Genomic DNA, 24,447 nt, shown 5'->3' on the forward strand with positions numbered 1-24,447 from the left:
AAGCCGCACCATTCCCACGACTTGTTACTCGTTCCTAGTTACTCGTTCCTGCCCACCGGTTCCTGCTTCACCTCGGAGCCACATACCCCCCAGGCACCCCCTCCGGCGAGAGCACCAGCTGCCATAGCTGGGCGTGGCGGCTGCGGAAGGTCGCCATCGAGGCGGCCAGGTAGAACCGCCACATGCGCCGGAAGCGCTCGTCGTAGCGCTCCGGGTCCAGCCGCGGCCAGGCGCGCTCGACATTGTCGCGCCAGGCCTGCAGGGTCAGGTCGTAGTCGGCGCCGAAGTTGTGCCAGTCCTCGATCACGAAGCGCTGCTCGACGTGCTCGGCGATCTGCCGGGCCGAGGGCAGCATCGAGTTCGGAAAGATGTAGCGGGCGATCCAGGGGTCGGTGTGGTTGACCGAACGGTTGCCGCCGATGGTGTGCAGCAGGAACAGGCCGTCGCGGTCGAGACAGCGCCGGGCGACCTCGAAATAGACGTCGTAGTTCTTGACCCCGACGTGCTCGAACATGCCCAGCGAGAACACCCGGTCGAAGCGCTCGTCGAGTTCGCGGTAGTCCTGCAGGCGGAACTCCAGCGGCAGCCCGGCGCAGAGTTCGCCGGACAGGTCGGCCTGTTCGCGCGACACGGTCACCCCGACCCCATGGATGCCGTAGCGCTCGGCGGCGAACTTCAGCGCCTCGCCCCAGCCGCTGCCTATGTCGAGCACGCGCATGCCGGGGCGCAGGCCGAGCTTGCGGCAAACCAGGTCGAGCTTGGCTTCCTGGGCCGCATCCAGGTCGTGCAGCGGCTGCCCGCGCTCGTCGCGCCAATAGCCGCAGCTGTAGACCAGGCGCTTGCCGAGCATGGCGCGGTAGAGATCGTTGCCGAGATCGTAGTGGCGCTCGCCGACGGTGAAGCTGCGGCGGTGGCTCTGCAGGTTGATCAGGTGCGCGCGCAGGCCGTCCAGGATCGCCGCCCAACCGTGGACCTGCTCGTCGACGTGGGCGCGCAACAGGCGCACCAGCATCTCGTCGAGCGAATCGGTATGCCACACGCCGTCCATGTAGGACTCGCCCAGGCCGAGCGAGCCCTGCGCGATCACCCGCGAGTAGAACTCGTCGTCTTCGACCTGGATGTCCCACGGGCGCTCGCCGCCGATGCGCACGTCGGCCAGGCCCAGCAACCCTTCGACTCGTTTACGCAACGACGCAACGGACATGACGGCCTCGGCTCGTTCAACGCAACTGACTGCGGCGGGTCGCGGCGACGGGCGGCCGCGCTGCCGCCGAGACGACGCGGCAGCAACGCAACGCCCGGCCGCATCGCCGGCACCATAACAAACGCCGTGCCGGGCGCTGTGCCCGGCTTCGCCGTTTCGCGCGGCGTTCGGCGGACCCGGGTCCGCCGAACGCGAGTCGGGCTGAGCCAGGCGGCGCCCTAGCCCGGCCCGGCCCCCGCCCTGCCCGACCGCAACGGGGCCTCAGCCGCCGCCGCTGAACATCGGGCGGTACTGCGGCGCGATGTGCGGCAACAAGGCCGAGGCCGGCACTTCGACGGTCTGGGTGCCATCCGAATACGGCCCGACCTCATAGGGCGCGAACACGAACTTGAGCCCGCTGAGCTTGCCGTCGGCGGCCTTGACCGGCTCGAACATGGCGAAGTTGGTCGGGTCGGCCGAGGTGCCGTCGTCGATCATCCGGCCGCCGGTCTCGATCTGCTCGGCGCGCACCGCCGGGGCCAGGTCGTCGGCATCGATGCGCTGCGACAGGGCCGAGTGCAGTTGTTCGCGGACGTAGCGCGAGATCGCGTCCCAGCCTTGCTTCTGCGGCACCAGTTCGGCGGCGGTCAGCAGCTTGTTCTGCTTGGGCAGCCAGACGAAGCGCGCGATCAGCGGCGCGGCATGGGCGCCGCCGGTGTAGCTGCTGCCGTCGGCGGACACTGCGACCAGGTCGGGGGTGTCGAGAATGTCGTTGAAGGTCAGCGACAGTTCGTACGGCGAGGGGTTCTCTTTCGCGGTGCGTCCGCTGGCCGACTCGATCAGCTCGGCGCGCGCGCGGTCGGCATAGGCCTTGAGTTCTTTGGCCAGGCCGGGATATTTCGCCGCCTGAGTGTCGTAGGTGATACCGACCACGTAGTTAGGCGTAGTCTCGACGACTTCCTTGAGCTCGACCGGCGCATCCGCGACGACCACCGGCGCCGGCAAGGCCGCACCCGGATCGGCCGGCGCGACGCCGGGCGGCGGCGAGGCTTCTTTCTTGCAGGCCGTCAGGGCCAGGGCAAGCAGGGAGACGGCGATGACACGCTTCATACAGCAATCCTTTTGGCGGACGTCCATGGTTGTTCGCACGAGATTATCGCGCAAAGCGTGACGCCCACATCTAGATCGCCATCGGTCCGCCGCCGAGCGCGGCGCCGTTCACCACTCGTTGCGGTGTGGCAGCAGGCCCTGCAGTTCCTGATCGGTCAGGTTGCGCCACTGGCCGGGCTTGAGGTGACCCAGCTTGACGTTGCCGATGCGGGCGCGCAGCAGTTGCTTGACCCGGAAACCGAAGTGCGCCGCCATCAGGCGGATCTGCCGGTTCAAGCCCTGCACCAGCACGATGCGGAAACCGAAACGGCCGAGCTTGCCGGTCTTGCACGGCAAGGTGGTCTGGCCGTGGATCGGCACGCCGCGGGCCATGCCGCGCAGGAATTCCGGGGTGACCTCGTGGTTCACCGCGACCAGGTATTCCTTCTCGAGCTTGTTCTCGGCGCGCAGGATCTCGTTGACGATGTCGCCGTTGCTGGTCAGCAGGATCAGCCCTTCGGAGTCCTTGTCGAGGCGGCCGATCGGGAAGATGCGGCGCTCGTGGCCGACGAAATCGACGATGTTTTCCTTGACCGTCGACTCGGTGGTGCAAACGATGCCGACCGGCTTGTTGAGCGCGATGTAGACGTGATGGCGCTTGCCCTTGACCACCGCGCGCGCGCGCAGGATTTCGCCGTCGATGCGGACCTCGTCGCCCTCGCCGACCTCGGCGCCGACTCCGCCGCGCATGCCGTTGACGGTGACCCGGCCTTCGGCGATCAGGCGGTCGGCCTCGCGGCGCGAGCAGAAGCCGGTGTCGCTGATGTGTTTGTTCAGACGCATAAAGACAGGATGCCGGAAACCGGCAGCAGACGGGCGAAGGGCGCGTAGGCTGGCACAGCCGCGCCGGCTTGGCGACCCCTGGCTGCGTTGGGATTCAGGCCTCCGGCCCCGGCCGGCCTGCGGGAGCGCGGGGGCGCAGGCGCCGTCGGGCCTGCCGCACCGAACGCTTCGGCGAGGCGTCGGCCGGCGAGCTCAACCCAGCTGTTCGGTGTATTCCGGGTGGCGCTGGATCCAGGCCGCCGCATAGGAACAGGCCGGGCGGACCTTGTAGCCGGCTTCGCGAGCGTGTTCGAACGCCGCCCGGACCAGGTCCCCGGCGATGCCGCGGCCGCCGATCGCCTCCGGGACCAGAGTATGGGTGATGACCAGTTGGTTGCCGTTGAGCTGGTAGTCGAGCAGGGCCTCCACCCCGTCGACTTCGGTGAGGAAACGCTGCTGTTGGGGAACGTGGCGGATGGAGACGGCCATGGCTTTACCTGGGTTGCGAGTGAGCGCGACCGGAACGGCCGCGTTGTGGATTATCGAGAAGTATCGACTGCGAATCGGGGGGCCGCGACGCCGGCCCCCTTCGAACAGCTAAAGGCCGGACATCGAGCCGACCGGATCGGACCGGCCCCGAAGCCTGTCCCCGGAGCCGGCGCGATGCCCGAGCTCAGCGGTTGTCGCGCTTGCCCTGGTTGTGCCGGTCCTGGGTGCCGATCGAACCCTGGATGGCGTCCATCCGGCTTTCCGCGGCGTGCAGTTCCTCGGCCTTCTGCGCCGCGCTGCTCGACTGCGGGCCCGGCTGCGGCACTTGGCCGTGCTTGGGTTCGAGCTGCTGCCAGGGCTGCGGCTCGCGTGCCTGCTCCTGCTTGGCCTCCAGCAGCTGGCGGGTATTGGCCAGGGCCTGTTCCGGGGTGATGTGCGGGCGGTCGCCGCCCTCGACGCCGCTGCCGGCAGCCCCGGCCGCATCCATCGCCGTGTCGTCCTCGCGCTGCTCGGCATCGGCATCGGCGCCGGCCGGCTCGGCTTCGGCGGCGGCTCCAGGCGCGGCGAGCGTCCCGGCCGTACCCGGCGATTGCGAGGCCCGCGAACGATGGGTTTCGCCCTGCAGCGCCGGCGCCGCCGATTCGGAGGCGCCGGCCGAGGCCACCAGCGAACCCGCTGCCGATCGGTCGGCCTGCGGCTTGGCCGGCTGGGTCTTCTTGGCCTTGCGCGGTTTGGCCCCAGCTTCGGCCTGGGCCGGCACGCCGGTCACCGCCGTCGTCGCGACCATGGGCGTGTCGACGACCTCGTCGGTCGGCGTCACCGCCGCGATGCGGCTGTCGATCAGCGGCGCCAACGGCGGCACCGTCCGCGGCTTGGCCGCACGCGGCGCAGACGCCTTGGCCGCGGCTACGCCGCCATCGTTGCGCGTGTCGTCGTCGCGCCGTGTTGCCGGCCTGTTCGTTGCGGGTTTGCTCGTTGCCGATTTGTCTGCGCCGGAACGGCCGGCCGCAGGCTGGGCCGACCGGGCCGGCCGGGCCGATTGGGCCGCGGGGCTCGCGGCCGGTCTCGCTGTGGCGGCTGACTTCGAAACCGGGCTCGGTGCGGACCGGCCGGCGACGCTCCTGGCGGTCGCCGCCTGCTTCGCGGGCGTCGCTTTCGCGGGATTTTTCGCCGCTTTCCCAGGGGCGGACGACTTGCTCGCGGCCTGCCTGACCGGGGCCTTGCCGGCGCGGGTCTTGCTGGCCACGGCCTGCTGCGCGCTTGCCTTCTTGGCGCTGACTTTCTTGCTCGCGGCCTTCTTGCTCGCTGCCTTGGTGGCGTTGGTTCGCTTGGCGGCGGCCTTCCCGGCCGGCTGCCGGGCCGGGGTCTTCTTGGCCGTCGCCTTCTTGGCCGTCGCCTTCTTGGCCGCGGTCTTCTTGGCCGCGGCCTTCTTGGCCGCGGCCTTCTTGGTCGCGGCCTTCTTGGTCGTCGCCTTCTTGGTCGCGACCTTCTTGGCCACGGCTTTCTTGGTCGCAGCCTTCTTGGCGGCGACCTTCTTGGTGACCGCTTTGCTGGCGCCCGCCTTCTTGGCGACGGCCTTGGTCGCTGCGCGCTTGGCGGCGGTGGTTTTTTTGGCCGTCTTGGTGGCGGCCTTGACCGCGACCTGCTTGCCAGCGCGCTTCGCGCTCTTGCCCGCGGCGCTCTTGCCTGCGGCTTTACTGCCTGACTTGCTGACGGACTTGCCGGCTTTCTTGATCGCCATGCCTTGCTCCTGTCGGTTTTTCCGGTGAGCGGTCGCCCCCAAGGACCGTGCCTGTTTTGTTAACACGCGCGACCTTCATGGCGGGTGAGCAAAGGTGAGACTCGACCCGTCGCGTCAGCCGACTGATCCTGACCGCCCGGTGTTGACGCGATGTGTCACTTTTGGAACGCCGAAACCCCTTGAAATCGATGGCATGGAATGTGCTTCAATGTGAAGTACGTCACACAGCAAAAACCAAAGGGGGTCTCAGATGCGTTACTTCAAGCCGCAGGACGACGACCAGCAGGCCGACGCCGTCATCACCCGTCTCTACGAGCTCGCCCGCACCGCGGAGCCCGATGCCGCCGAGCTGCGCCGGCTCGATGCCCAGATCTACGCGGGCCTGATCGCCTCGTACGGCGACGACGCCTACGACCAGGCCACCGCGCCCTCACTGCTGCTGTCCTGAGCATCGCGCAAACGGCAACGGCGGCCTGAGCCGCCGTTCGCAAAGCCGCAATCCGGGGACGCGGCGATATCGACCTGGCAGCGGCCGCGCCGCTGCCGTTTCGCTCATCCGCCGAAGAAGCTAGGCAGGCTCGGGCTCGCGAGCCGCTGCAGGAACACCCAGAACACCTGCGGCTCCATCAACAGCATGAACAGCACACCGTAGATCGCGCCCGACAAGTGCGCGTTGTGGTTGATGTTGCCCCGGCCGCGCTTGTCCATCCAGTACGAATAGCCGACGTAGGCGATCGCATAGACGATCGCCGGCACCGGGATCACGAACACGATGATCCAGCTCCAGGGGTTGACCAGCACGAAGGCGAACAACACCGCCGACACCGCGCCGGACGCGCCGAGGCTGACGTAGCCGGCGTCCTTGCGATGGCGCAGGTAGCTCGGCAGGATCGCGACCACGATCGCCGAAAGATAGAAGAACGCGTAACCGAGCGGCCCGACCACTTCGCCGAACAAGCGTTCGACCGCGCCGCCGAAGAAATACAGGGTGATCATGTTGAACAGCAGGTGCATCCAGTCGGCATGCACGAAGCCGTGGGTCAACAGCCGATCGTACTGGCGGAAGCGCTCGACCCCTGGCGGCCACAGCACCAGGCGCTCGTACAGGCTGCGCTTCTCGAAGGCTTGCCACGTCACCAGCGCGGTCACGGCGATCAGGATGAGGGTGATCAGCATCGGCTCGGGTTCTCGTCGGCGGGTCCGGCCGGGCCGGATCCGCTCAGGTCGGACCGCCCGGCGGCGCCGGGCGGATTCGGAAGGGAGTTGGGGCTGGCCGCCGGGCGGCTTACGCGGCCTGGCGGTAGTGGTCCTGCATCGGGTAGCTGCGCGCGTACAAGGCGAACGCGGCCGCCGCGACGAAGGCGAAGCCGGCGAAGAAGAACATCAGGAAGGCGTTCTCGCTGAGCCCGGTCGCGGCGATGTGGGTGGTCACCGCTTCGTTGCGCACCGCGGCGTTGGTCAACATCACCCACAGGTTGCCGAAGGTGCTGGTCAGGTACCACAGCGCCATGATCACGCCCTTCATCGCGTGCGGGGCCTGGCTGTAGGCGAACTCCAGCGCGGTCGCCGAGACCAGCACCTCGCCGAGGGTCAGCAGCACGTAGGGAAGGACCTGCCATGCCAGCGACATGGGGTGGCCGGCATCCATATACAACTGCAGCACCGCCGCGACGACCCACGACAGGCCGGAGATGGCGATGCCGAAGCCCATCCGCCGCAACGGGGTCGGGTGCAGGCCGATCCGGCGCAGCGCCGGGTACAACACCAGGTTGTTGAACGGAATCAGCAGCATCACCAACAGCGGATTGATCGCCTGCATCTGCGAGGCCGCGGCGCGCGCGCCGCCTTCGCCGGAGATCAGCCAGCTCGGCCACCACCACAGGTCGGTCGGCACGAACATCTTCTGGCCCTGCAGCACCCAGGTCGAGGCCTTCTGGTCGAACAGCGACCAGAACGGGGTCACGAAGGCGAACACGATCAGGATGCGCAGCACCGCGCGCACGCCGTCGACCGCGGCGTCGGGATGCTTGCCGCGGGCGCGGTCGAGTTGCAGGGAAATACCGTAGCCGCCGAAGCCGATCAGCAGGCCCAGCGCCAGGCAGGCGCTCTTGACGAAGCCCATCGCCGGCACCGCGGTCAGCGACAGCGCGCCGATCGCCAGGACCACGCCGAGGCCGGCGACGATCGCGCCGGGGTTGCCCTGCCCGGCCGCGCGGGCGCTCAACGCGGTGCGGGCGACGTTGAAGAACGAATCCGGATCGGGCGCGTCGCGGGTCGGCGGCACCCGCACGTAGCGGTTGCGGCCCAGCCAGAAGATGAAGGTGGCCAGGAACATCAGCGCGCCCGGGATGCCGAAGGCGATGCTCGGACCGTACTCGCGCAGGAAGATCGGCATCAGCAAGGACGCGAACAACGAACCGAAGTTGATCGTCCAGTAGAAGGCGTCGAAGACCAGCTTGGCTTTGTGCTTGTTGCTCTGGTCGAACTGGTCGCCGCAGAACGACACCACCAACGGTTTTATCCCGCCGGCGCCGAAGGCGATCAGGAACAGGCCGGTATAGAAGCCGGCCTGGCTGTGCTCGAACATCGCCAGGCAGGCGTGGCCGGCGCAGTAGATCAGCGAGAACCAGATGACCGTGTTGTACTTGCCGAAATAGCGGTCGGCCAGCCAGCCGCCCAGCAGGGGGAAGAAGTAGGTGCCGATCATGAAGCTGTGGAACACCTCCTTGGCGAGGTGTTCGCGCTCGGCCAGGTCGGAGGTCGAGGCCAGCAGCAGGGTCCCGACCAGGAACGAGGTCAGGATGTTGCGCATGCCGTAGAAACTGAAGCGCTCGGCCGCCTCGTTGCCGATGATGAAACCGATCTGGCGGGGCATCCTGCCCTGCGAATCGGCGGTGGCGGGGGCGGTGGCGGCTTGGCTCATCTACGGTCCTCGGCGGTCGGGCGCGGAGGCGGTCGATGGCCGCCCCCGCTGGACCCGGGCGCGACGGCGGCCAGGCGGTCCAGCCCTACAGCCTAACCGATCGCCCCGGCGGCCGGCCCACTCGCGGCCGATGCCCGGCCCAGCTGAACCGCCACGGGCATGGTCGGCCCGTTCAGGCCGCCCGCCCGATCGGACGGCCCGATCGGGCGGCTTGACCAGACAACTCGACCAGGCGACTCGATCAGACCGCCGGCTCGCCGACCTCGAGTTCGTATTCGAAGTTCTGGATCATGCGGCCGAAATCCTCGTCCTCATCGCCGCCGTAGTTGGCGCCGATGCTCAGGCGATGACGCCCGGGCGACAGCGGCGGCAACAACAGCCAGTAGCCGTCGGAGGCGGCGTGGTAGGGGCCGGTCGGCGGACCGGAGGCGTCCATCTCGGCGAAGGGGTCGAAACACTTCGCCGTGATCAGGCGCATCGAACCCTGGCGATCGAGGCGCCGGCCGTCCAGCAGGACCACTGCGCTGACCAGGCGATCGTTGTTGAGCGTGACCTGCGCCTTCACTTGCTCGCAGGTGTGCGCGTATCGGCCGAAGCGCGGCGCGTGGTAATACATGTTGATCAGCGGCACCAGAACGTGCTTGCCGAGCGGAATCCGGCAACGGCGTTCGGCATTGAAGCTTCCGTCGGTGCCGGCGAGGAACCACACCGGCCCGTCTTCGTCCTGGCCCAGCGCGCAGCGGCTGCCGTCGCGATCGAGGTAAGGCTGCAGGCCGTCGGGGAAGCTGCGCGTCCAGCGCCACCAGCGCGCGGTCCACTCGGCCGGCTGGACCCCGCCGACCGGACCGCGCAGCGGCTGCACCGCAGTTGCCGAGCCTGCGGTTGTCGGGCCTTGAGCCGGCGTTTTGCCGGCTGCCGTTGCTGGGCCTTGAGCCGGCCTCTTGCCGGCTGCCGTTGTCGAGCCCTGAGCCGGCGTCTTGCCGGCCGCATCCGCCGGCAAGCCCGACAGCGCCAGCCACAGGCCGAGCGCCGCCGCCCCGCGCCTCAGGCCCATTCGGTCAGGCCTTCGCGCTCGTATACCGCGGCGAAACTGGGCCGCGCTTTCATCCGCTGCGCGAACGCGCCCAGGTGCGGCCAGTCGTGCGCCGGCCGCGGCATCTTGCGGGTCCAGCGCATCAGCATGGTGAGGTAGAAATCGGCCGCGCTCAGGCGCTCGCCGAGCAGGTACGGGCCCTGCTGGGCGAGCTGCGCGTCGAGTCGCTCGCAGGCGGCCTCGATGCGCGCCTGCGCGCCTGCGCGCACCGCCTCGTCGTCGGCCTGCAGGTCCCACGGGTACCACCACAGCCGCAGCGGCGATTGCAGGGTGTTGGTGAGGTTGAACAGCCACTGGTTGTATTCGGCGCGCTGCGGGTCGTCGAGCGCCGGGGCCAGGCCGGCCTGCGGATGGCGGTCGGCAAGGAACATGACCAGGCCTGCGGCTTCGTAGCGCGGCTGGCCGTCGACGATCAGGGTCGGCACCACCCCGTTCGGATTCAGCGCCAGGTATTCGGCGTTCTTGTGCGCGCGCGCATCGATGTCGACCAGCCGCAGCTCGTGCTCGATCCCCATCTCGATGAGCAGCCAATGGACGACGAGACTGGCGGTACCGGGCGAGTAATAAAGCGCGTACATGCGGAGGACTCCGGGAATGAGGGCGACAGTCTAGGGGAGACGTCGCGGTTGTGGGCGGCCATTGCCTCGGGAAGGGCAAAGCAAGAGCAACAACGAACAAAAGCAAAAACAAAAACAGAACCACAGCCCCCTTCTCCAAAAAGGGGAAAACGGCGCAGCGGGATCGGGGACAGCGCGTCATCGCGTGGAGTCGTCCTTCGGAAGGCCGCCCCTCTTAGTCGCCGCTCTTGAGCGCCACGACGCCGAAACTTCCCCACTCGAAAGGCGCGCCGCTGAAACTCGCCCCTTCGACGAAGCGGGCTGCGCGCTGCGCAAGTCCGTCGCAGCCGCGACCCCGGCGCGGGGGGATCAGCTCCTCGCTCGCAGCGAGCGCCGCAGCGCCACGCCCCATGCCCGCCCCACCCCATCACCATCGCCAATCCCCGGCCATCGATCCTGACAGCAGGCTGTCAGCAGTCTCGCCTTGCGGGCGCCGAACCGACGCTCGCGGCCAATCCGCAGATGCGGTTCTTCGCTACCATGCGGAGCGATTCCGGGGAGAACCGATCCGATGCCACGTACCGCCTCACGTACTGTCCTGGTCGCCGCGCTGCTCGCGGCCGCCGCCACCACGCCGCTGCACGCCGCCGCGGCCGACGACGCCCTGACCACCGTCGCCGAACGCAGCGGCTTCCTCAAGACCGGCCGCTACGACGAAGTGATCGCGATGTGCGCGTCCTTCGCCAAGCGCTACCCCGATGCGGTGCGCTGCGAGGACTTCGGCACCACCCCGGAAGGCCGGCCGATGAAGCTGCTGGTCGCGACCCGCAGCGGCGCCTTCACCCCGGCGCAGGCCCAGGCCAAGTCGCTGCCGGTGACCCTGATCCAGGGCGGCATCCACTCCGGCGAGATCGACGGCAAGGACGCGGGCTTTCTCGCCCTGCGCCAGATCCTCGACGGCGAGGCCGCCGCGGGCGTGCTCGACAGGCAAGTGCTGCTGTTCGTGCCGGTGTTCAACATCGACGGCCACGAGCGCTTCGGCCGCTGGAATCGCCCCAACCAGCGCGGTCCCGAGGAAATGGGCTGGCGCACCACCGCGCAGAACTACAACCTCAACCGCGACTATCTGAAGGCCGACGCGCCCGAAATGCAGGCCATGCTCAAGCTGGTCGAGCGCTGGGATCCGCTGGCCTACATCGATCTGCACGTCACCGACGGCGCCAAGTTCGAACACGACGTCTCGATCCAGGTCGAACCGGTGCACTCCGGGGACATGGCCCTGCGCCAGGCCGGCCTGGCCCTGCGCGACGGCGTGATCGAACGCCTCGCCGGCCAGGGGTCGCTGCCGGTGGCGTTCTATCCGTCCTTCATCGAATCCGACAACCCGGCCTCGGGCTTCGAGGACGCGGTGCCGCCGCCGCGTTTCTCCAACGGCTACATCCCGCTGCGCAACCGCCTGGGCATGCTGGTCGAAACCCACTCCTGGAAGGACTACCCGACCCGCGTGCGGATCACCCGCAACACCGTCGTCGACGTGCTCGAACTGGTCGCGCGCCACGGCAGCGACTGGCGCCGCGAAGCGCTCGCCGCCGACCGACGCGCGCAGGCGCTCGGCGGCCAGCCCGTCGCGCTCGACTACAAGGCCACCGACAAGACCCGCGACGTCGCCTTCCGCGGCTATGCCTATACGCGCACGCCGTCGGAAGTCTCCGGCGCGCTGATGACCCGCTACGACGAGACCAAGCCCGAGGTCTGGAACGTAAAGCTCAAGTACGACATCCAGCCCAGCCGCGTCGTCGACGCCCCGCGCGGCGGCTACCTGGTCCCGGCCGCGCATGCCGCCTGGGTCGCGGCCAAGCTCGACCAGCACGGCGTGAACTATCGCCGTCTCGGCGCCGCGCTCAAGGACGCGCCGGTCGAGACCTTCCGTTCCGACAAGACCGAGTTCGCTCCGCAATCGGTCGAAGGCCACCAGCGCGCCACGCTCAACGGCGCCTGGAAGCCGGAAACCCAGAACCTGGTCGCCGGCGCACTGTTCGTGCCGATCGCCCAGCCCAAGGCGCGCCTGGCGATGGCCCTGCTGGAACCGCAGGCGCCCGATTCGCTCGCGGCCTGGGGCGAGTTCAACAACGCCTTCGAGCGCAAGGAATACATGGAGGACTACGTCGCCGAGGAAGTGGCGCGCGAGATGCTGGCCAAGGACCCGAAGCTGAAGGCCGAGTTCGAGGCGAAGATCAACAACGATCCGGCGTTCGCCAAGAGCCCGCAGGCGCGCCTGGAGTTCTTCTACCGCCTGCATTCGGCCTGGGACACGCGCTACAACCAGTACCCGGTGGTGCGCACCCAAGAAACGCCGCGCTGAGCCTCGGCAGGTACCGAAGCAACGCCCCTGAACGCGCGGAGCCCCGGCGGCTCCGCGCGTTTTCTCCGCCCGATCCTTATGCAGGAGCGGCGTAAGCCGCGACCGCCGAAACGAGTATCCGACCGGTAGGGCGCGACAACCGGTACCAGGCCGCGGCTCACGCCGCTGCTACGCTCGCGGACTTAGGCCGCGTTATCCTCAACGCCTGTCCCGATCGGCGCGTCGCGTAAGCATGCGAACCTCCCCTTCCGCCATGATCGCGCCGACCCGGCATTCGTGCTCATCCGCGTTCACCGCGGTCCTGCTGCTCGCAGGCATCGCCGCAAGCTCGCAGGCCGCCTCCGCCGAGAACCCCCCGCGCATCGAAACCCGCGCGGCCACGGTGAGGGTGCTCAGCTTCAACCTGTGGCACGACAAGGGCGACTGGCCCAGGCGCCGCGCGACGATCGTCGCCGAGATCGCGCGCCTGAAGCCGGACGTGATCGCCTTGCAGGAAGTGCTGCAGCGCGACGGCCTGCGCAACCAGGCCGAAGACCTCGCCGCCGCGCTCGGCTATCGGGCGCAGTTCGTCTCGGTCGATCCGCCCGCTGCGGCACGCCGCTACGGCAACGCCATCCTCACCCGCAAGCGCGCCGAAACCCGGCAGATGCGCAAGCTCGAACCGCTCGACGACTACCGCACCGCCGTCCATGCGCGGCTGCGCCCGGGCTCGCCGGGCACCCGCATCGACGTCTACGCCACCCATCTGCACAACGACCGCGCCGGCGGCGCCGTCCGCGCCAGGCAGGTGTCGAGCCTGCTCGATTTCATCGATGCGACCGCGCAGGGCGCCTATGTGATCGTCGCCGGCGACTTCAACAGCGACGCCGACTCGCCGGAACTGCAGGCGTTGGCCGCGCGCTACCGCGATGCCTACGGTGCGGCCCACCCCGAGGCCTCCGGCGATATCGCCGCCCACACCACGCTCAACCCGGCCTACCTGCCGGCGCAGCGCATCGACCATGTTTTCTACGACCCGGTCGGCTTCGAACTGGTCGATGCCCGCGTCGTGCTCGACCGAAGCCGCGACGGCATCTGGCCGTCCGACCACTTCGGCCTGCTGGTCACGCTGCGCACCCGGCCGCGCATCGTCGGTTTGCGCGCGTCACCGAACTGACATTTACCGGGACTAGCGTGGGCGGGTTCCCCCGCCCTGCCGGAGCCCCGCATGATCCGTTCGACCCTGACCTCGTTGTTGCTCGCCTGCGCCGCGACCGCGTTCGCCGCCCCCGCCGCCGCCGCGCACTGGTCGCTGACCGGCCTCGTCGAAATCCCGGCGACCCAGCGCGACGCGGTGCGCCTGCCGCCGGGCACGCCCGACCAGGCCAACCTCAACCGCTTCGGCTTCTATTCCGACCTGAGCTATAACCCGCGCGACGGCTACTGGTACGCCCTGTCCGACCGCGGCCCCGGCGGCGGCGTGATCGACTACGCCACCCGCGTTCAGCGCCTGCGCATCCCCTACGACCGCCGCAGCGGCCGCATCGGCCAGCCCATCATCGACAAGACCGTGTTGTTCAGCGCGCGCCGCGGCGACAGCTTCAACGGCCTCAACCCGCAGTTGCTCAACGGCGACGCCGCCCGGCTCGGCCTGAGCTTCGACCCGGAAGGCTTCGTGGTCGGCCGCAACGGCCACTTCTACGTCGCCGACGAATACGGCCCGAGCCTGTACGAATTCGCCCCGAACGGCCGCTTCCTGCGCGCGTTCGCCACCCCGGCCAACCTGCAGCCGCGCAACGCCCAGGGCCAGCTCGACTACGTCGGCGACCGCAAACTCGTGGTCAGCGGGCGCCAGGACAACCGCGGCTTCGAGGGGCTCACCATCACCCCCTCCGGCGACAAGCTCTATGCGGTGATGCAGGACCCGCTGGTGCAGGAAGGCGCGAACAACGACGGCCGCCGCAGCCGCAACGTCCGCATCGTCGAGTTCGACCTGCGCAGCGGCCGCTCCAGCGCCCAGTACGTCTACCAACTGGAATCGATTGCCGCCCTTAACGCGATCGACCCGTCCGGCGACGACGATTTTTCCGCGACCAACCAGGGCCGCAGCATCGGCCTCAGCGCGATCCACGCCCTGAGCGACCGCGATTTCCTGGTGCTGGAGCGGGACAACCGCGGTCTCGGCGTCGAGGTCACCGCCGCGCCGGTGCACAAGCGCGTGTACCGGATTTCCCTGCGCGGCGCGAGCGATGTCGCCGCCCAGTCGCTGGCCGGCAGCAACGACCTGCCCGCCGGCGTGCGTCCGGTCGACAAGGCGCCCGAACTCGACATCCTCGCCGCCCTGCGCAGCGCCGGCGCCCGCGACATCCCCGAGAAGCTCGAAGGCCTGGCGATCGGCCCGCGCCTGCGCAACGGCAAGCACTTGGTGCTGATCGGCAGCGACAACGACTACAGCGTGACCCAGAGCGGCGCCGGCGAACAGTTCGAAGTCTGCGTCGACCGCGGCAGCGGCGAACGCGCGCAGGTACCGCTGGATGCCGACTGCCCCGCCGGCAAGACGCGCATCCCCGGGACGCTGATCGCTTTCGCGGTGGATTTCCGCCGCTAGGGACCAGGGACCAGGAACGAGGAACGAGGAACTAGGAACTAGGAACTAGCGACTCGTTACTCGCTACTGGTCACTCACTCCTCACTCCTGCCCCCTCGCTCCCCGCGCCCAGCCCCCACCGACCCAGCACGTCGTAGGCATTGCGCGAACCGAGCTGGCTGTGGATCAGGGCGAAGGCATCGACGCGCCAGTCGATCGCGTCGATTTCGAGCGGCGGATGCAGGGGACGCGCGGCGTCGCGGACGATGGTCACGTGCGGCACCAGCGTGCGCCCGGACTCGACCCGCACGCCTTCCTTGGCCAGGGCCACGCCCAGCCGTTGGAACAGGCCGTCCAGGGCTTCCGGCGTGTGCTCGCAGCCGAGCCACCAGGGAATCGACTTGTTGCGGAAACTGCCGGCGCGGTCGAGCCGCAGATCGAACGCCGGCAGGGCCAGGCTGCCGGCGGCGGCCTGCGCGCGCGCCGCGCGCTCGGCCGTGAATTCGGAGGCGTCGCCGAGGAACTGCAAGGTCAGGTGATAGCGGTGCGCGCCGATCAGGCGCCCACCGGCGTCGTGCTCGCGATGCAGGGCCGCGGCGGCCGCGGCGATACGCGCCTGGGTCGCCGCGTCCGGCAACAGGGCGAAGAACAATCGGTGGATGTCGGACGAGGCGGCCGGGGTCGCGAACAGCGAGTCTTGATGCATGGCCGCAGTGTAAAGCCGCATGCCGATTACGCGAACTGGGTCGGCGCCGGCGCCGCGGCACTGGGGCATGATGGGCGGGTCGCCGGCCGGCGGTCCGGATATTTCGCGCAGCCCTCGCGGCGGCGTCCCTCAGCGAATGGAGTCCCTCATGAAGTCGATCCCGAATCTTTGCGCCCTCGCCTTGCTGGCGTTGTCCCTGCACGCCCAGGCGCAGACCGCGCCGGGCGCGGCACTGCAGACCTCGGTCCTGCCGGGCTCCGACCGGCATGAGCAGGACCGGCGCGCGCAGGCCAGGCGCGAGATCGAGGGCATCGTCGAGACCTTCAAGGCCGCGATCATCGCCAAGGACTCGGCCACCCTGAAGAGTCTGTTCCTGCCCGAACACAATTCCTGGATCCTGGTGTCCTCCGACGAGGAGTTCCGCCAACGCAGGGCCAAGAACCCCAAGCTGAAGAAACTCGAGCCCGGCACCTACGTCGAGTTCGCCGAGCAGATGAGCCAGGGCAAGGAGCGCTTCGAGGAGAAGTTCTCGAACGTCAAGATCGAAACCGACGGCGCCATCGCCAGCGTGCATTTCGACTTCGTCTTCCTCGAAGACGAACGCGTTACCGGCAAGGGCCAGGAGGCCTGGCAACTGGTCAAGACCGAACAGGGTTGGAAGATCAACGCGGTGGTCTATTCCTCCTACCCGCTCAAGTGAGCCGCTTGCTCCCGGCCCTCGCCGGGAGCATCGCCGGGCTGCACTCGGGCGGCCGTCGCGGACGCCGTCGCCTATCGCTCAGACCGTTGCCGCAAGCGGCACCGGCCCTCAAGCCGTCGCCGCGGCCGGCACCGGCTCGCTCGAAGCGCGCTCGGAGTACGCATCCAGCAGGCTCGCGACGATCTTGCGCGCGCCGCTGAACGGCTTGCGCCCGTGCGCCATCTGCATGTTGTCGAGCAGCATCACGTCGCCGACCTGCCAGGGGAACCGGATCGAAGCGCCGGCGAAGGCCTCGCGCACCGCCTGCAGATCCTCGGTCGCGATCTCGCCGCCGTCGCCGTAATAAGCGTGACGCGGCAAGCGGTCGGCGCCGAACATGTTGAGCAGCGAGGCCGAGACTTCGGCGCCGAGGTTGCTGACGTGGAACAGATGCGCCTGATTGAAGAACACCCGCTCGCCGGTCAGCGGATGCCGCGCCGTGCCGTGATTGGTCTGGGCGGTGCGCAGGGTCTGCGCGTCGAGCCACTCGTGGTCGATGCCGTTGGCCTCGCAAAAGCGCGCGACCTCGCCGCGGTCGGAGGTCTGGAACACGGTTTCCCAGGGAATGTCGACATAGGGCCGGTAGTGGCGCACGTAGCGCACGCCGCGCGCCTCGAAGCGGTCCATGCGCTCCTCGCCGACGGCCGCGGCGACCCGGCGCATGTCCGCGATCGGGGTCTCGCCGCCGCTCTGCGGCGCGACCAGGCAGCAGAACGCGATCTTCAGCGGCCAGTCGCGCTGGTAGGCGTTTTCGCAATGCAGGGCGATTTCCTGGTCGGGCGGGTATTCGGTGGCGGTGAACACGCCCTTGCCGACCGAACTGCGCGGCGTGGAACGGTAGGTGTAGTCGAGCGCGCGCGGCGACACCGCTTCGCCGAAGCTCTCGAAGTCGGCGACGCTGGCGACCCCAAAGCCGCGAAACAGCAAGGCGCCGTGCTCGAGCAGGCGCTCCTCGATCAGTTCGCGGCGGGCCGCGACGAACGCGGCCAGGTCGCGTTCGCCCGCGCCCGGTTCGAATACGCGCGGCGCGCGGCCGTCGGCGAACAGTGCGGTTTCCTTGAAAGCATGCATTGCAGTGCTCCTGTGTAACGTTGCGCCGCGCTAGCCGCCGCGGCGCATGGCGAGGGTGGTGCGGCTCAGAGCCGATGACGGACTCAAAACCGATAACGGATCTTGGCCAGCAGTTGGTCGGAATCGCGCAGTTCCAGCGCGTCGGTGAACTGATCGTAGGTGCCGAGCGGGTCGCGTTCGAGGAAGGTCGAGCCGCCGCGCGAATAGGCCACGAAGATGTCCGACTGCGGGCCGAGCAGGTAGCGATAGCGCAGCTGCAGGCCGAAGTTGTTGACGTCGAAATCCGCCCTCGCCTGCCCGCTCGCACGCATCTGCCCGTTCGGTTGCAGCAGGTAGCCCTGGCCGCCGTCGGCGCGCACCGAGGCCCACTCGGTCTTCAGCCGCACTTCGTGGTGCAGGCCCGGGAACCAGCTCAGGTTGAGGCTGGCGTAATCGCCGCGCCGCGAGTAGCGGCCGAAGTTGCGTCCGTCTTCCCAGATCAGCCAGTCGCTGCCGCGGTCGGGACTGAAGATCAGCTGGGCGTTGAACTCGTCGTTGGGGTACCAGATCGCGCTCAGCTCCAGCTCCGGCGTGGCCTTGCCCGACAGGCCCTGCGGCAGCATCGACAGCGCAGCCCCAAAGGTCCAGTCGCCATAGCGGCGGCTGACGAACTCGGCTTCGGAGCGGTAGCGCCGCGAACGCTTCCACAGGCCGTTGCCGCGCGAGATCAGGTCGTCCCAGCCGGAGCTGATCAGGCTGACGTTGAAATTCAGGCGGTTGCCGCTGCGGTAGTTATAGTTGTTGACGATCGCCAGGGTCGTCGGCAGGCGGTCGCCGCGGTCGTTGCTGCGCGCCTGCAGGTCGGCGAACCAGCGCACGCTGCGCAGGTCGGCGTCCTCGTCCTTGACCCGGTGGACGTAGTCGGCGGCGAGCTTGACCTCGTTGAGGCTGGCGCGGCGCTGATAGCCCAGGTCGTTGAAGTCGAGGCGATTGCCGAAGTGGTTGGCTTCCAGGCGATAGCGCCAGCTTTCCGACGGCGTCCAGTTGATCCGCATCCAGGCGCCGCTGTCGTTGACGCTGCGGCCGCGCTGGTCGATGAAGCTGCCGAGCACCTGGCTGTTGATCACCAGCGCATCGCTCGGCCGCCAGCTCATGTCGACCGCGTGCACCTGCGCGCTGCGGTCGCGGAACGGGCGTTCGGTATCGGTGCCGAGCCAGCCGATGCTGAGCGTGTCGTGTACCGGGAACAACAGGCGCGCGGCATAGAAATCGCGGCCGGCCTCGCCGTCCTCGCTCGCCGCCAGTACGCCGTAACTGAGCCGGCCCAGCGAGCCGTTGAGCTTGATCGCCGCGTCGATGTCGCTGGCGCCGCTGCCGTCGTCGGCATCGCCGCCGATGCGGCGGGTGTGGATCAGCCGCCCCTGGTCGGGCGTGCTGAGATCGAAGATGCCCTGGTTCTCGGTGAAGAACGGCCGCCGGTCGCTGAAGAAGGTCTCGATGGCATCGAAGTTGATCACCAGGTCGTCGGACTCGACCTGGCCGAAGTCGGGGTTTACCGTCGCGCTGAGCTGGAAGCGCGGGGACGGCTTCCAGAACAGATCGACGCCGCCGTTGTACTTGGTCCGGCCGCTGATCAGGTCGTGGTTGGCGGTGACGTAAGGCCAGAAGTGCAGCAGGGCCTTGCGGTACTGCGGAATCTCCAGGCGCTCGAAGCCCGAGACGAAGCGACCGCGCTCGATCGACACCGCCGGGTAGGACTGGCGCTCGCCGTTGCCGCCGAGCACGCGGCTGAAATACACCGCGACGTTGCGACTGGGCGAATCCGTGCCGCGCATCGGCGCCACCGTCCACGGGATCAGCATTTCGACCTGCCAGCCGCTCTCGGTCTCCTCGACCGCCCAGCTCCAGTCGGTGTCCCAGTCGTAGTTGGGCACGTTCTCGTTGGTCACGACGCCGTCCATGATCGAGCCCGACAGGCCGACGCTGAAGGTGTAGGCGGTGCGGCCGTCGCCGTCGAAGTCGACCATGAAGTTGACGCCGTCGATGACGTCCTCCTGGTCGCGCTCCAGGCGCGGCTTGACCCGCGCGAACGCCGGTGCCTGTTCGAGCACGAAGGCGACGACGATGCCGTCCGGCGTCGACAGCAGGCGCGCCTGCGTGCCGCTGCCGCCGTCGGGCGCGGTCAGGCGATACGGCTCGGTGACCTTGAAGTCGTCGTAGCGCTTGGCCTGTTCCCATTCGGTCTCGTCGAGCTTGCCGTCGATCACGATAGAGGCGCAGGCCGGCGCGCTGACCAGCAGGGTCAGCATCAGCACCGAACCGGCGCGCAGTCGCGAGGCGGGAAAATCTGCAGTCATGTGGTGTCCAAGGTGGCTGGAAGAGTGCGTGGCGCGTCGGGTCCGGATCAGGTCTCGGACAGATAGGCGAGCGTCTTGCGTTCTCCCTTGAACGATTCGCGGCCGTGCATCATCAGGATGTTGTCGATCATCAGCAGGTCGCCGCGCTGCCAGTCGAACAACAGCTTGCTGGCGTCGAGCGCGCGGCGGACCTCGGCCAGCGCCTCCTCTTCCATCGGCTCGCCGTCGCCGTACTCGCACTCGTGCGGCAGGTTGCCCTTGCCGACCATCTGCTCGTACATGCCGCGCAGTTGCGGGTTCAGCGCCGAGGGGTGCCATTGCTCGGCCTGGTTGAACCACACTTCCTGGCCGGTCTGCGGGTGGGTGACGAAGGCCTCGCAGCGGGTGGTCACGCGCAGCACGCCGTCGGCCTGCCAGCGGCAGGTCGAGCCCTGCTCGGCGGCGATGCTCTCGACCTCGGCGCGGTCCTGGGTCTGGTAGGTGGTCTGCCAGTTCTTGCCGAGCGGAATGCTCGACTGGAAATTGCGCACATAGTTGATGCCGCGCTCGCGCAGCTTGCGCACGATCTCCTCGGGCACCGCGCGCAGCACATCTTCGCTGTTGGCCAGCGAGGTCTGCCCGCCCGAGGCGGCCGGGATCACGCTGTGGAAGAACAGGCGGCGCGGCCAGCGCGGCAGATAGGACATCTCGTTGTGCAGGCTGATGACTTCGCTGGCCGGGTACTCGGTCGAGGTGTAGACGTCGGCGGCGACGCGGCTGCGCGGCGAATTGCCGCCGATGTAGTCGAAGGCCTGCGCGCCGAGACGCTCGGAACAGACGCGGAAATCCTCGGCGCCGTTGAGCTGGAACCCGCGCAGCAGGATGCCGCCGTGCCGGAGCAACCAGGCCTGGACCTGCTCGCGGTTGTGAACGAGGTAATCGTGCAACGCCGCCTGGCTGGCATCGCCGGCGGGGGTGATCACGATCGGATGGTGGTCGGAGTTGAACAGCGCGTTGACGTTCATGGCAGGTCCCTGTCGTTTTTGAAATCCGTAGCGTTCGAAATACTGCGTGGATGCGGTCGCGTCCGGCGCGATGCCGGCGCGGCTACACGCACAGACTTGCGGTCAGTTCGGCGTTGAGCCGCTCCAGCACCGCCGCGCGCTGGCTGTTGACGAAGAAGTGGCCGCCATCGAACCAGCTCACGCGGCAGGCGCCGGAGGTTTCCTTCTGCCAGCCCTCGACCTGGCCGGGCTCCTTGTTGAGATCGTCGCGCCCGGCGAACACGCTGATCGGCATCGACAACAGCGGGCCGTGGCGATAGCGGTAGTTCTCGGCGATGGCGAAGTCCGCGCGGATCGCCGGCAGCAACAGCTCCATCAACTCGCGGCTTTCCAGCACTTCCGGCGGCGTGCCCTCGTACTCGCGCAGCACCTCGGTGAACTGCTCGTCGGACAAGGTGTGCAGTTGCCGGGTCGGGCTGCGGAACTGCGGCGCGTGGCAGCCGGACACGAACAGATGGTTCGGCGTGCTCAGACCGTGCAGGCGCAGGTAGCGGCTCAGCTCGAACGCGACCAGGGCGCCGACGCTGTGGCCGAAGAACGCGCACGGCAAGTCGTCCATGCGCGAGATCACCGGCGTCACCGCCTGCAGCAAGGCCGGCAGGGATGCGATCGGCTCCTCGGCGATACGCGCGCTGCGCCCGGGCAACTGCACCGCGCAGATTTCCACGGCCGGGTCGACCGCCTCCTGCCAGCGGAAGAAGTTGAAGGCGTTGCCGCCGGCGTAGGAAAAGCAGAACAGTCGCAGGCGCCGGGTCGAGGACGGCGTGCGGATCAACCACGGCGTGGTCTGCAAGGACAGCGACGAGCTCATGTCAGGGTCTCGGCAAGGGCGCACGCGGCATCGGCGCTGTCGCGGGACGCGCGCGTGGACGAGGGATGGGCAAGGAAGCCGGCGACGGCCGCGGCGATGGTCTGCGCGTGCGGCTCGGCGAGCATGGCGTAGTGTCCAGCGTCGACCGCGACCGCGGCGGCGCTGCCGCCGATGACCTCGATGCCCTCGGCGACGCGGGTCGACGAATCGGCACTGAAGACCTGCACCGGCGCATCGACACGGCTGGCGGTGTAGTCCGACAGCAGTTGCAGATGCGCGCGCGTCACCGGCCATTGCGCCTGCAGATGGGCGAAGGCCACCGGATCGGCGTCGCGCCAGCCCAGGCGCTGCAGCAGCGGTTCGGCCTGCTCGAAGGTCTGCGCCGACAGCACCTCGATGGCCAGCCCGTCGAACGCGACCGATACCGGCCAGGCCAGGCCGCGGCTTTGCAGCTCCGCGCGCAGGGCGACCTCGGCCGCGCGCATCGGGTCCTTGTCGAGACCGGCGATCGGCAGGTGAGTATCGAGCAGGCCGAGATACTCGACCCGCTCGCCGGCGGCGATCAACCGTTGCACGATCGTCGCCGCGAGGACGCCGCCGCTCGACCAGCCGAGCAGACGGTACGGGCCCTGCGGTTGGCGGCTGCGGATCGCCTCGACCTGCATTTGCGCCAACGCCTGCAGCGAGGCCGGGCGTTGCGGCAGGCCGGCGGCTTCCGGCGATTGCAGGCCGTAGACCGGGCCCAGCGCGGCCAAGCGCGCGGCCAGTGCGGCATAGAACGACACTTGGCCGCCGACCGGATGCACGCAGAACAGCGGCCGGCCCGGCGCTGCCGCCTGCAGCGGCACGCACAGCGACGCCGGTTGCGCCGCCGCGTCGTCGATCGCCGCCGCCAGCGCCGCCACGGTAGGCGCCGAGAAGGTCGCCGACAGCGGCACGGCCGCGCCGAGACGCGCGCGCAGCGCATGCACTACCCGGATCGCCAGCAGCGAATGGCCGCCGAGTTCGAAGAAGCGGTCGTGCCGGCCGACCCGTTCCAAACCCAGCAGCTCGCACCAGATCGCGGCGATGGCCTGCTCGGTCGCGCCCTGCGGCGCGGCGTACTCGCGCTGCACCCGCGCCGCGCCGTCCGGCGCCGGCAGGGCGGCGCGATCGAGCTTGCCGTTCGCGGTCAGCGGCCAGGCCGGTAGGACCACGAACGCAGCCGGCAGCATGTGCTCGGCGAGCGAGCGCGCCAGTCGTTCGCGCAGTTCGGCCGTGCCCGGTGCGGCGCCTGTGCGCGCGAGCAGATAGGCCACCAGGCGCCGATCGCCGGGCTGGTCTTCGCGCGCGACCACCACCGCCTCGCGCACGCCCTCGCATTCGCCCAGGCGGGCTTCGATCTCGCCCAGTTCGATTCGGTGGCCGCGGATCTTGACCTGGAAATCGTTGCGGCCCAGGTACTCGATGCGGCCGTCCTCGCGCCAGCGGCCGAGGTCGCCGCTGCGGTACATGCGCGCACCGGCCTCGCTGCCGAAGGGATCGTCGAGGAAACGTTCCGTGGTCAGCTCGGGACGATGCAGATAGCCGCGCGCCACGCCGGCGCCGCCGATGTACAGCTCGCCGGCTACGCCGACCGGCACCGGCTGGCGTTCGCCGTCGAGAATGTAGACCCGGGTATTGGCGAGCGGCCGGCCGATATGCGGCGCCAGGCCGGCACGGATCGGCGCCAGGGTGGCGTCGACCGTGCATTCGGTCGGGCCGTAGACGTTGAAGCAGTGCAGCGACGAGGCCGCGGCCGCGTCCCAGGCGCGCGGGGACAGGGCTTCGCCGCCGATCAACACCATGCGCAGATCGCCATCGCCGCGGCGCAGCAGGCCGTGTTCGATCATCAGCTCGAACTGGGCCGGAGTGCAGTCGAAGGCCTGGATGCGTTCGCGGACCAGGAAATCGAGCATGGCCTCGCCGTCGGCGCGGACCTCGGCCGGCACCAGCACCACGCTGCGTCCCGACAGCAACTGACTCAGCGCCTGCAGCGAGGCATCGAAGGACAGGCCGGCATTGAGCGCGACCCGCGCGTCGGCAGTGCAATGCACGAAAGCCTCGCGTTCGAGTGCGGCCCACAGATTGAGCACGTTGCGGTGTTCGACCATCACCCCCTTAGGCCGTCCGGTCGAACCCGAAGTGTAGATCGCATAGGCCAGCTGCCGCGGGCCGACGCCGGCCCGCTCGGGGTCGTGTTCGGGCTGCGCGGCCAGGGCCGGATCGTCGAGCGCGATGGTCGGCAGCGCAGCCGCCGACAGCGTGGCGCCAGCGCCCAACAGGGCGACCGGCGCACTGTCGTCGAGCATGTAGTCCAGGCGCTCCTGCGGATAGGCCGGGTCCAGCGGCACGTAGCCGGCGCCGGCCTTGAGGATGCCGAGCACGCCGACGATGGTGTCGAGCTCGCGTTCGACCCGGATCGCGACGCGGTCGTCGGCGTGCACGCCCATTGCGATCAGGCGATGGGCGACGCGGTTGGCGCGGCGATTGAGCTCGGCGTAGCTCAGCCGGCGTTCGCCGCAGACCAGGGCTTCGGCCTCGGGGGTGCGTCGCACCTGCAGCTCGAAGCCGCGATGGATCGACTCCGGCAGGTCGAACGGCGCCGCGGTGTCGTTGAAGCCGTGCAGCTGCCGGCGCTGCGGTGCGTCGAGCAAGTGCAGCGCGGCGATACGGCAGCGGTCGTCGGCGGCCATCGCCTCGAGCAGCGACACCAGGCAGGCGGCATAGCGCTCGGCGGTGGCGCGATCGAACAAGGCGGTGGCATAGGCCAGACTGCCGGCGATGCCGTCCGCGCCGTCCGCGAGCGCTAGCGACAAATCGAACTGGGTCGTCGCCAGCGGGCTGTCGATCGACTCCAGCGCCAGCCCCGGCAGTTGCAGGGAGCCGCCGCCCGGA

General features: G+C 68.9%; 20 protein-coding genes. 5 read left to right on the forward strand and 15 right to left on the reverse strand.

Annotated features, from left to right (window positions below; translation table 11 throughout):
• Window positions 1–67: 67 nt before the first annotated feature.
• From cfa to AC6CH2_RS04870, 5 genes are all read right to left on the reverse strand, one after another.
• On the reverse strand, window positions 68–1,204 hold the full coding sequence (gene cfa, locus AC6CH2_RS04850; RefSeq protein ID WP_498268152.1) for a cyclopropane fatty acyl phospholipid synthase: 1,137 nt from the start codon (window positions 1,202–1,204) through the stop codon (window positions 68–70).
• A 261-nt stretch (window positions 1,205–1,465) separates the two neighbouring features.
• A complete protein-coding gene (locus AC6CH2_RS04855) occupies window positions 1,466–2,293 on the reverse strand; it encodes a DUF3298 and DUF4163 domain-containing protein (RefSeq protein WP_498268153.1) in 828 nt (275 codons plus the stop codon).
• A gap of 108 nt (window positions 2,294–2,401) precedes the next feature.
• Entirely contained in the window at window positions 2,402–3,115 is a 714-nt protein-coding gene (locus tag AC6CH2_RS04860) for a pseudouridine synthase (protein WP_498268154.1), read from the reverse strand.
• A gap of 192 nt (window positions 3,116–3,307) precedes the next feature.
• Window positions 3,308–3,583, reverse strand: a complete 276-nt coding sequence (locus AC6CH2_RS04865; protein ID WP_498268155.1) for a GNAT family N-acetyltransferase — start codon at window positions 3,581–3,583, stop codon at window positions 3,308–3,310.
• Window positions 3,584–3,767: 184 nt separating this feature from the next.
• On the reverse strand, window positions 3,768–5,324 hold the full coding sequence (locus AC6CH2_RS04870; protein ID WP_498268156.1) for a hypothetical protein: 1,557 nt from the start codon (window positions 5,322–5,324) through the stop codon (window positions 3,768–3,770).
• Between the two features lie 250 nt (window positions 5,325–5,574).
• Between AC6CH2_RS04870 and AC6CH2_RS04875 the strand changes: the two genes are divergently transcribed.
• Window positions 5,575–5,772, forward strand: coding sequence for a hypothetical protein (locus tag AC6CH2_RS04875; protein WP_498268157.1), 198 nt, complete (start codon window positions 5,575–5,577; stop codon window positions 5,770–5,772).
• A gap of 104 nt (window positions 5,773–5,876) precedes the next feature.
• Here AC6CH2_RS04875 and AC6CH2_RS04880 read toward each other — a convergent pair whose 3' ends face one another.
• From AC6CH2_RS04880 to AC6CH2_RS04895, 4 genes are all read right to left on the reverse strand, one after another.
• Window positions 5,877–6,497, reverse strand: coding sequence for a rhomboid family intramembrane serine protease (locus AC6CH2_RS04880; RefSeq protein WP_498268218.1), 621 nt, complete (start codon window positions 6,495–6,497; stop codon window positions 5,877–5,879).
• A gap of 112 nt (window positions 6,498–6,609) precedes the next feature.
• Window positions 6,610–8,247, reverse strand: coding sequence for a POT-type proton-dependent oligopeptide transporter (locus AC6CH2_RS04885; protein WP_498268158.1), 1,638 nt, complete (start codon window positions 8,245–8,247; stop codon window positions 6,610–6,612).
• A gap of 241 nt (window positions 8,248–8,488) precedes the next feature.
• Complete coding sequence (locus AC6CH2_RS04890; RefSeq protein ID WP_498268159.1) at window positions 8,489–9,109, reverse strand: hypothetical protein; 621 nt, start codon at window positions 9,107–9,109, stop codon at window positions 8,489–8,491.
• Between the two features lie 182 nt (window positions 9,110–9,291).
• Window positions 9,292–9,918 carry a glutathione S-transferase family protein gene (locus AC6CH2_RS04895; protein WP_498268160.1) on the reverse strand — a complete coding sequence of 209 codons (627 nt, stop codon included), beginning with the start codon at window positions 9,916–9,918 and terminating at the stop codon, window positions 9,292–9,294.
• 550 nt (window positions 9,919–10,468) lie between these two features.
• Between AC6CH2_RS04895 and AC6CH2_RS04900 the strand changes: the two genes are divergently transcribed.
• The 3 genes from AC6CH2_RS04900 (at window position 10,469) to AC6CH2_RS04910 (ending at window position 14,846) form a co-directional block, all read left to right on the forward strand.
• Entirely contained in the window at window positions 10,469–12,259 is a 1,791-nt protein-coding gene (locus tag AC6CH2_RS04900) for a M14 family metallopeptidase (RefSeq protein WP_498268161.1), read from the forward strand.
• Window positions 12,260–12,491: 232 nt separating this feature from the next.
• Complete coding sequence (locus AC6CH2_RS04905; protein ID WP_498268162.1) at window positions 12,492–13,415, forward strand: endonuclease/exonuclease/phosphatase family protein; 924 nt, start codon at window positions 12,492–12,494, stop codon at window positions 13,413–13,415.
• A 51-nt stretch (window positions 13,416–13,466) separates the two neighbouring features.
• Entirely contained in the window at window positions 13,467–14,846 is a 1,380-nt protein-coding gene (locus AC6CH2_RS04910; protein WP_498268163.1) for an esterase-like activity of phytase family protein, read from the forward strand.
• Window positions 14,847–14,916: 70 nt separating this feature from the next.
• Here the strand turns inward: AC6CH2_RS04910 and thpR are convergent, their stop codons facing one another.
• The gene (gene thpR, locus AC6CH2_RS04915) at window positions 14,917–15,531 is read right to left on the reverse strand and encodes an RNA 2',3'-cyclic phosphodiesterase (protein ID WP_498268164.1); all 615 of its coding nucleotides are present in this window, start codon (window positions 15,529–15,531) and stop codon (window positions 14,917–14,919) included.
• 148 nt (window positions 15,532–15,679) lie between these two features.
• Between thpR and AC6CH2_RS04920 the strand changes: the two genes are divergently transcribed.
• Complete coding sequence (locus AC6CH2_RS04920; protein ID WP_498268165.1) at window positions 15,680–16,231, forward strand: nuclear transport factor 2 family protein; 552 nt, start codon at window positions 15,680–15,682, stop codon at window positions 16,229–16,231.
• Between the two features lie 108 nt (window positions 16,232–16,339).
• Here AC6CH2_RS04920 and AC6CH2_RS04925 read toward each other — a convergent pair whose 3' ends face one another.
• The 5 genes from AC6CH2_RS04925 to AC6CH2_RS04945 form a co-directional block, all read right to left on the reverse strand.
• Window positions 16,340–17,341, reverse strand: coding sequence for a TauD/TfdA family dioxygenase (locus tag AC6CH2_RS04925; RefSeq protein ID WP_498268166.1), 1,002 nt, complete (start codon window positions 17,339–17,341; stop codon window positions 16,340–16,342).
• A gap of 83 nt (window positions 17,342–17,424) precedes the next feature.
• A complete protein-coding gene (locus AC6CH2_RS04930; RefSeq protein WP_498268167.1) occupies window positions 17,425–19,677 on the reverse strand; it encodes a DUF5916 domain-containing protein in 2,253 nt (750 codons plus the stop codon).
• 47 nt (window positions 19,678–19,724) lie between these two features.
• A complete protein-coding gene (locus AC6CH2_RS04935) occupies window positions 19,725–20,681 on the reverse strand; it encodes a TauD/TfdA family dioxygenase (RefSeq protein ID WP_498268168.1) in 957 nt (318 codons plus the stop codon).
• Between the two features lie 82 nt (window positions 20,682–20,763).
• Entirely contained in the window at window positions 20,764–21,531 is a 768-nt protein-coding gene (locus tag AC6CH2_RS04940) for a thioesterase II family protein (RefSeq protein ID WP_498268169.1), read from the reverse strand.
• Window positions 21,528–24,447 (reverse strand): non-ribosomal peptide synthetase (locus AC6CH2_RS04945; RefSeq protein ID WP_498268170.1); only part of this gene is annotated, 2,920 nt, incomplete at its 5' end. The genes AC6CH2_RS04940 and AC6CH2_RS04945, both read right to left, overlap by 4 nt.

It is taken from the genome of Lysobacter sp. GQ73 (genome assembly GCF_059758755.1).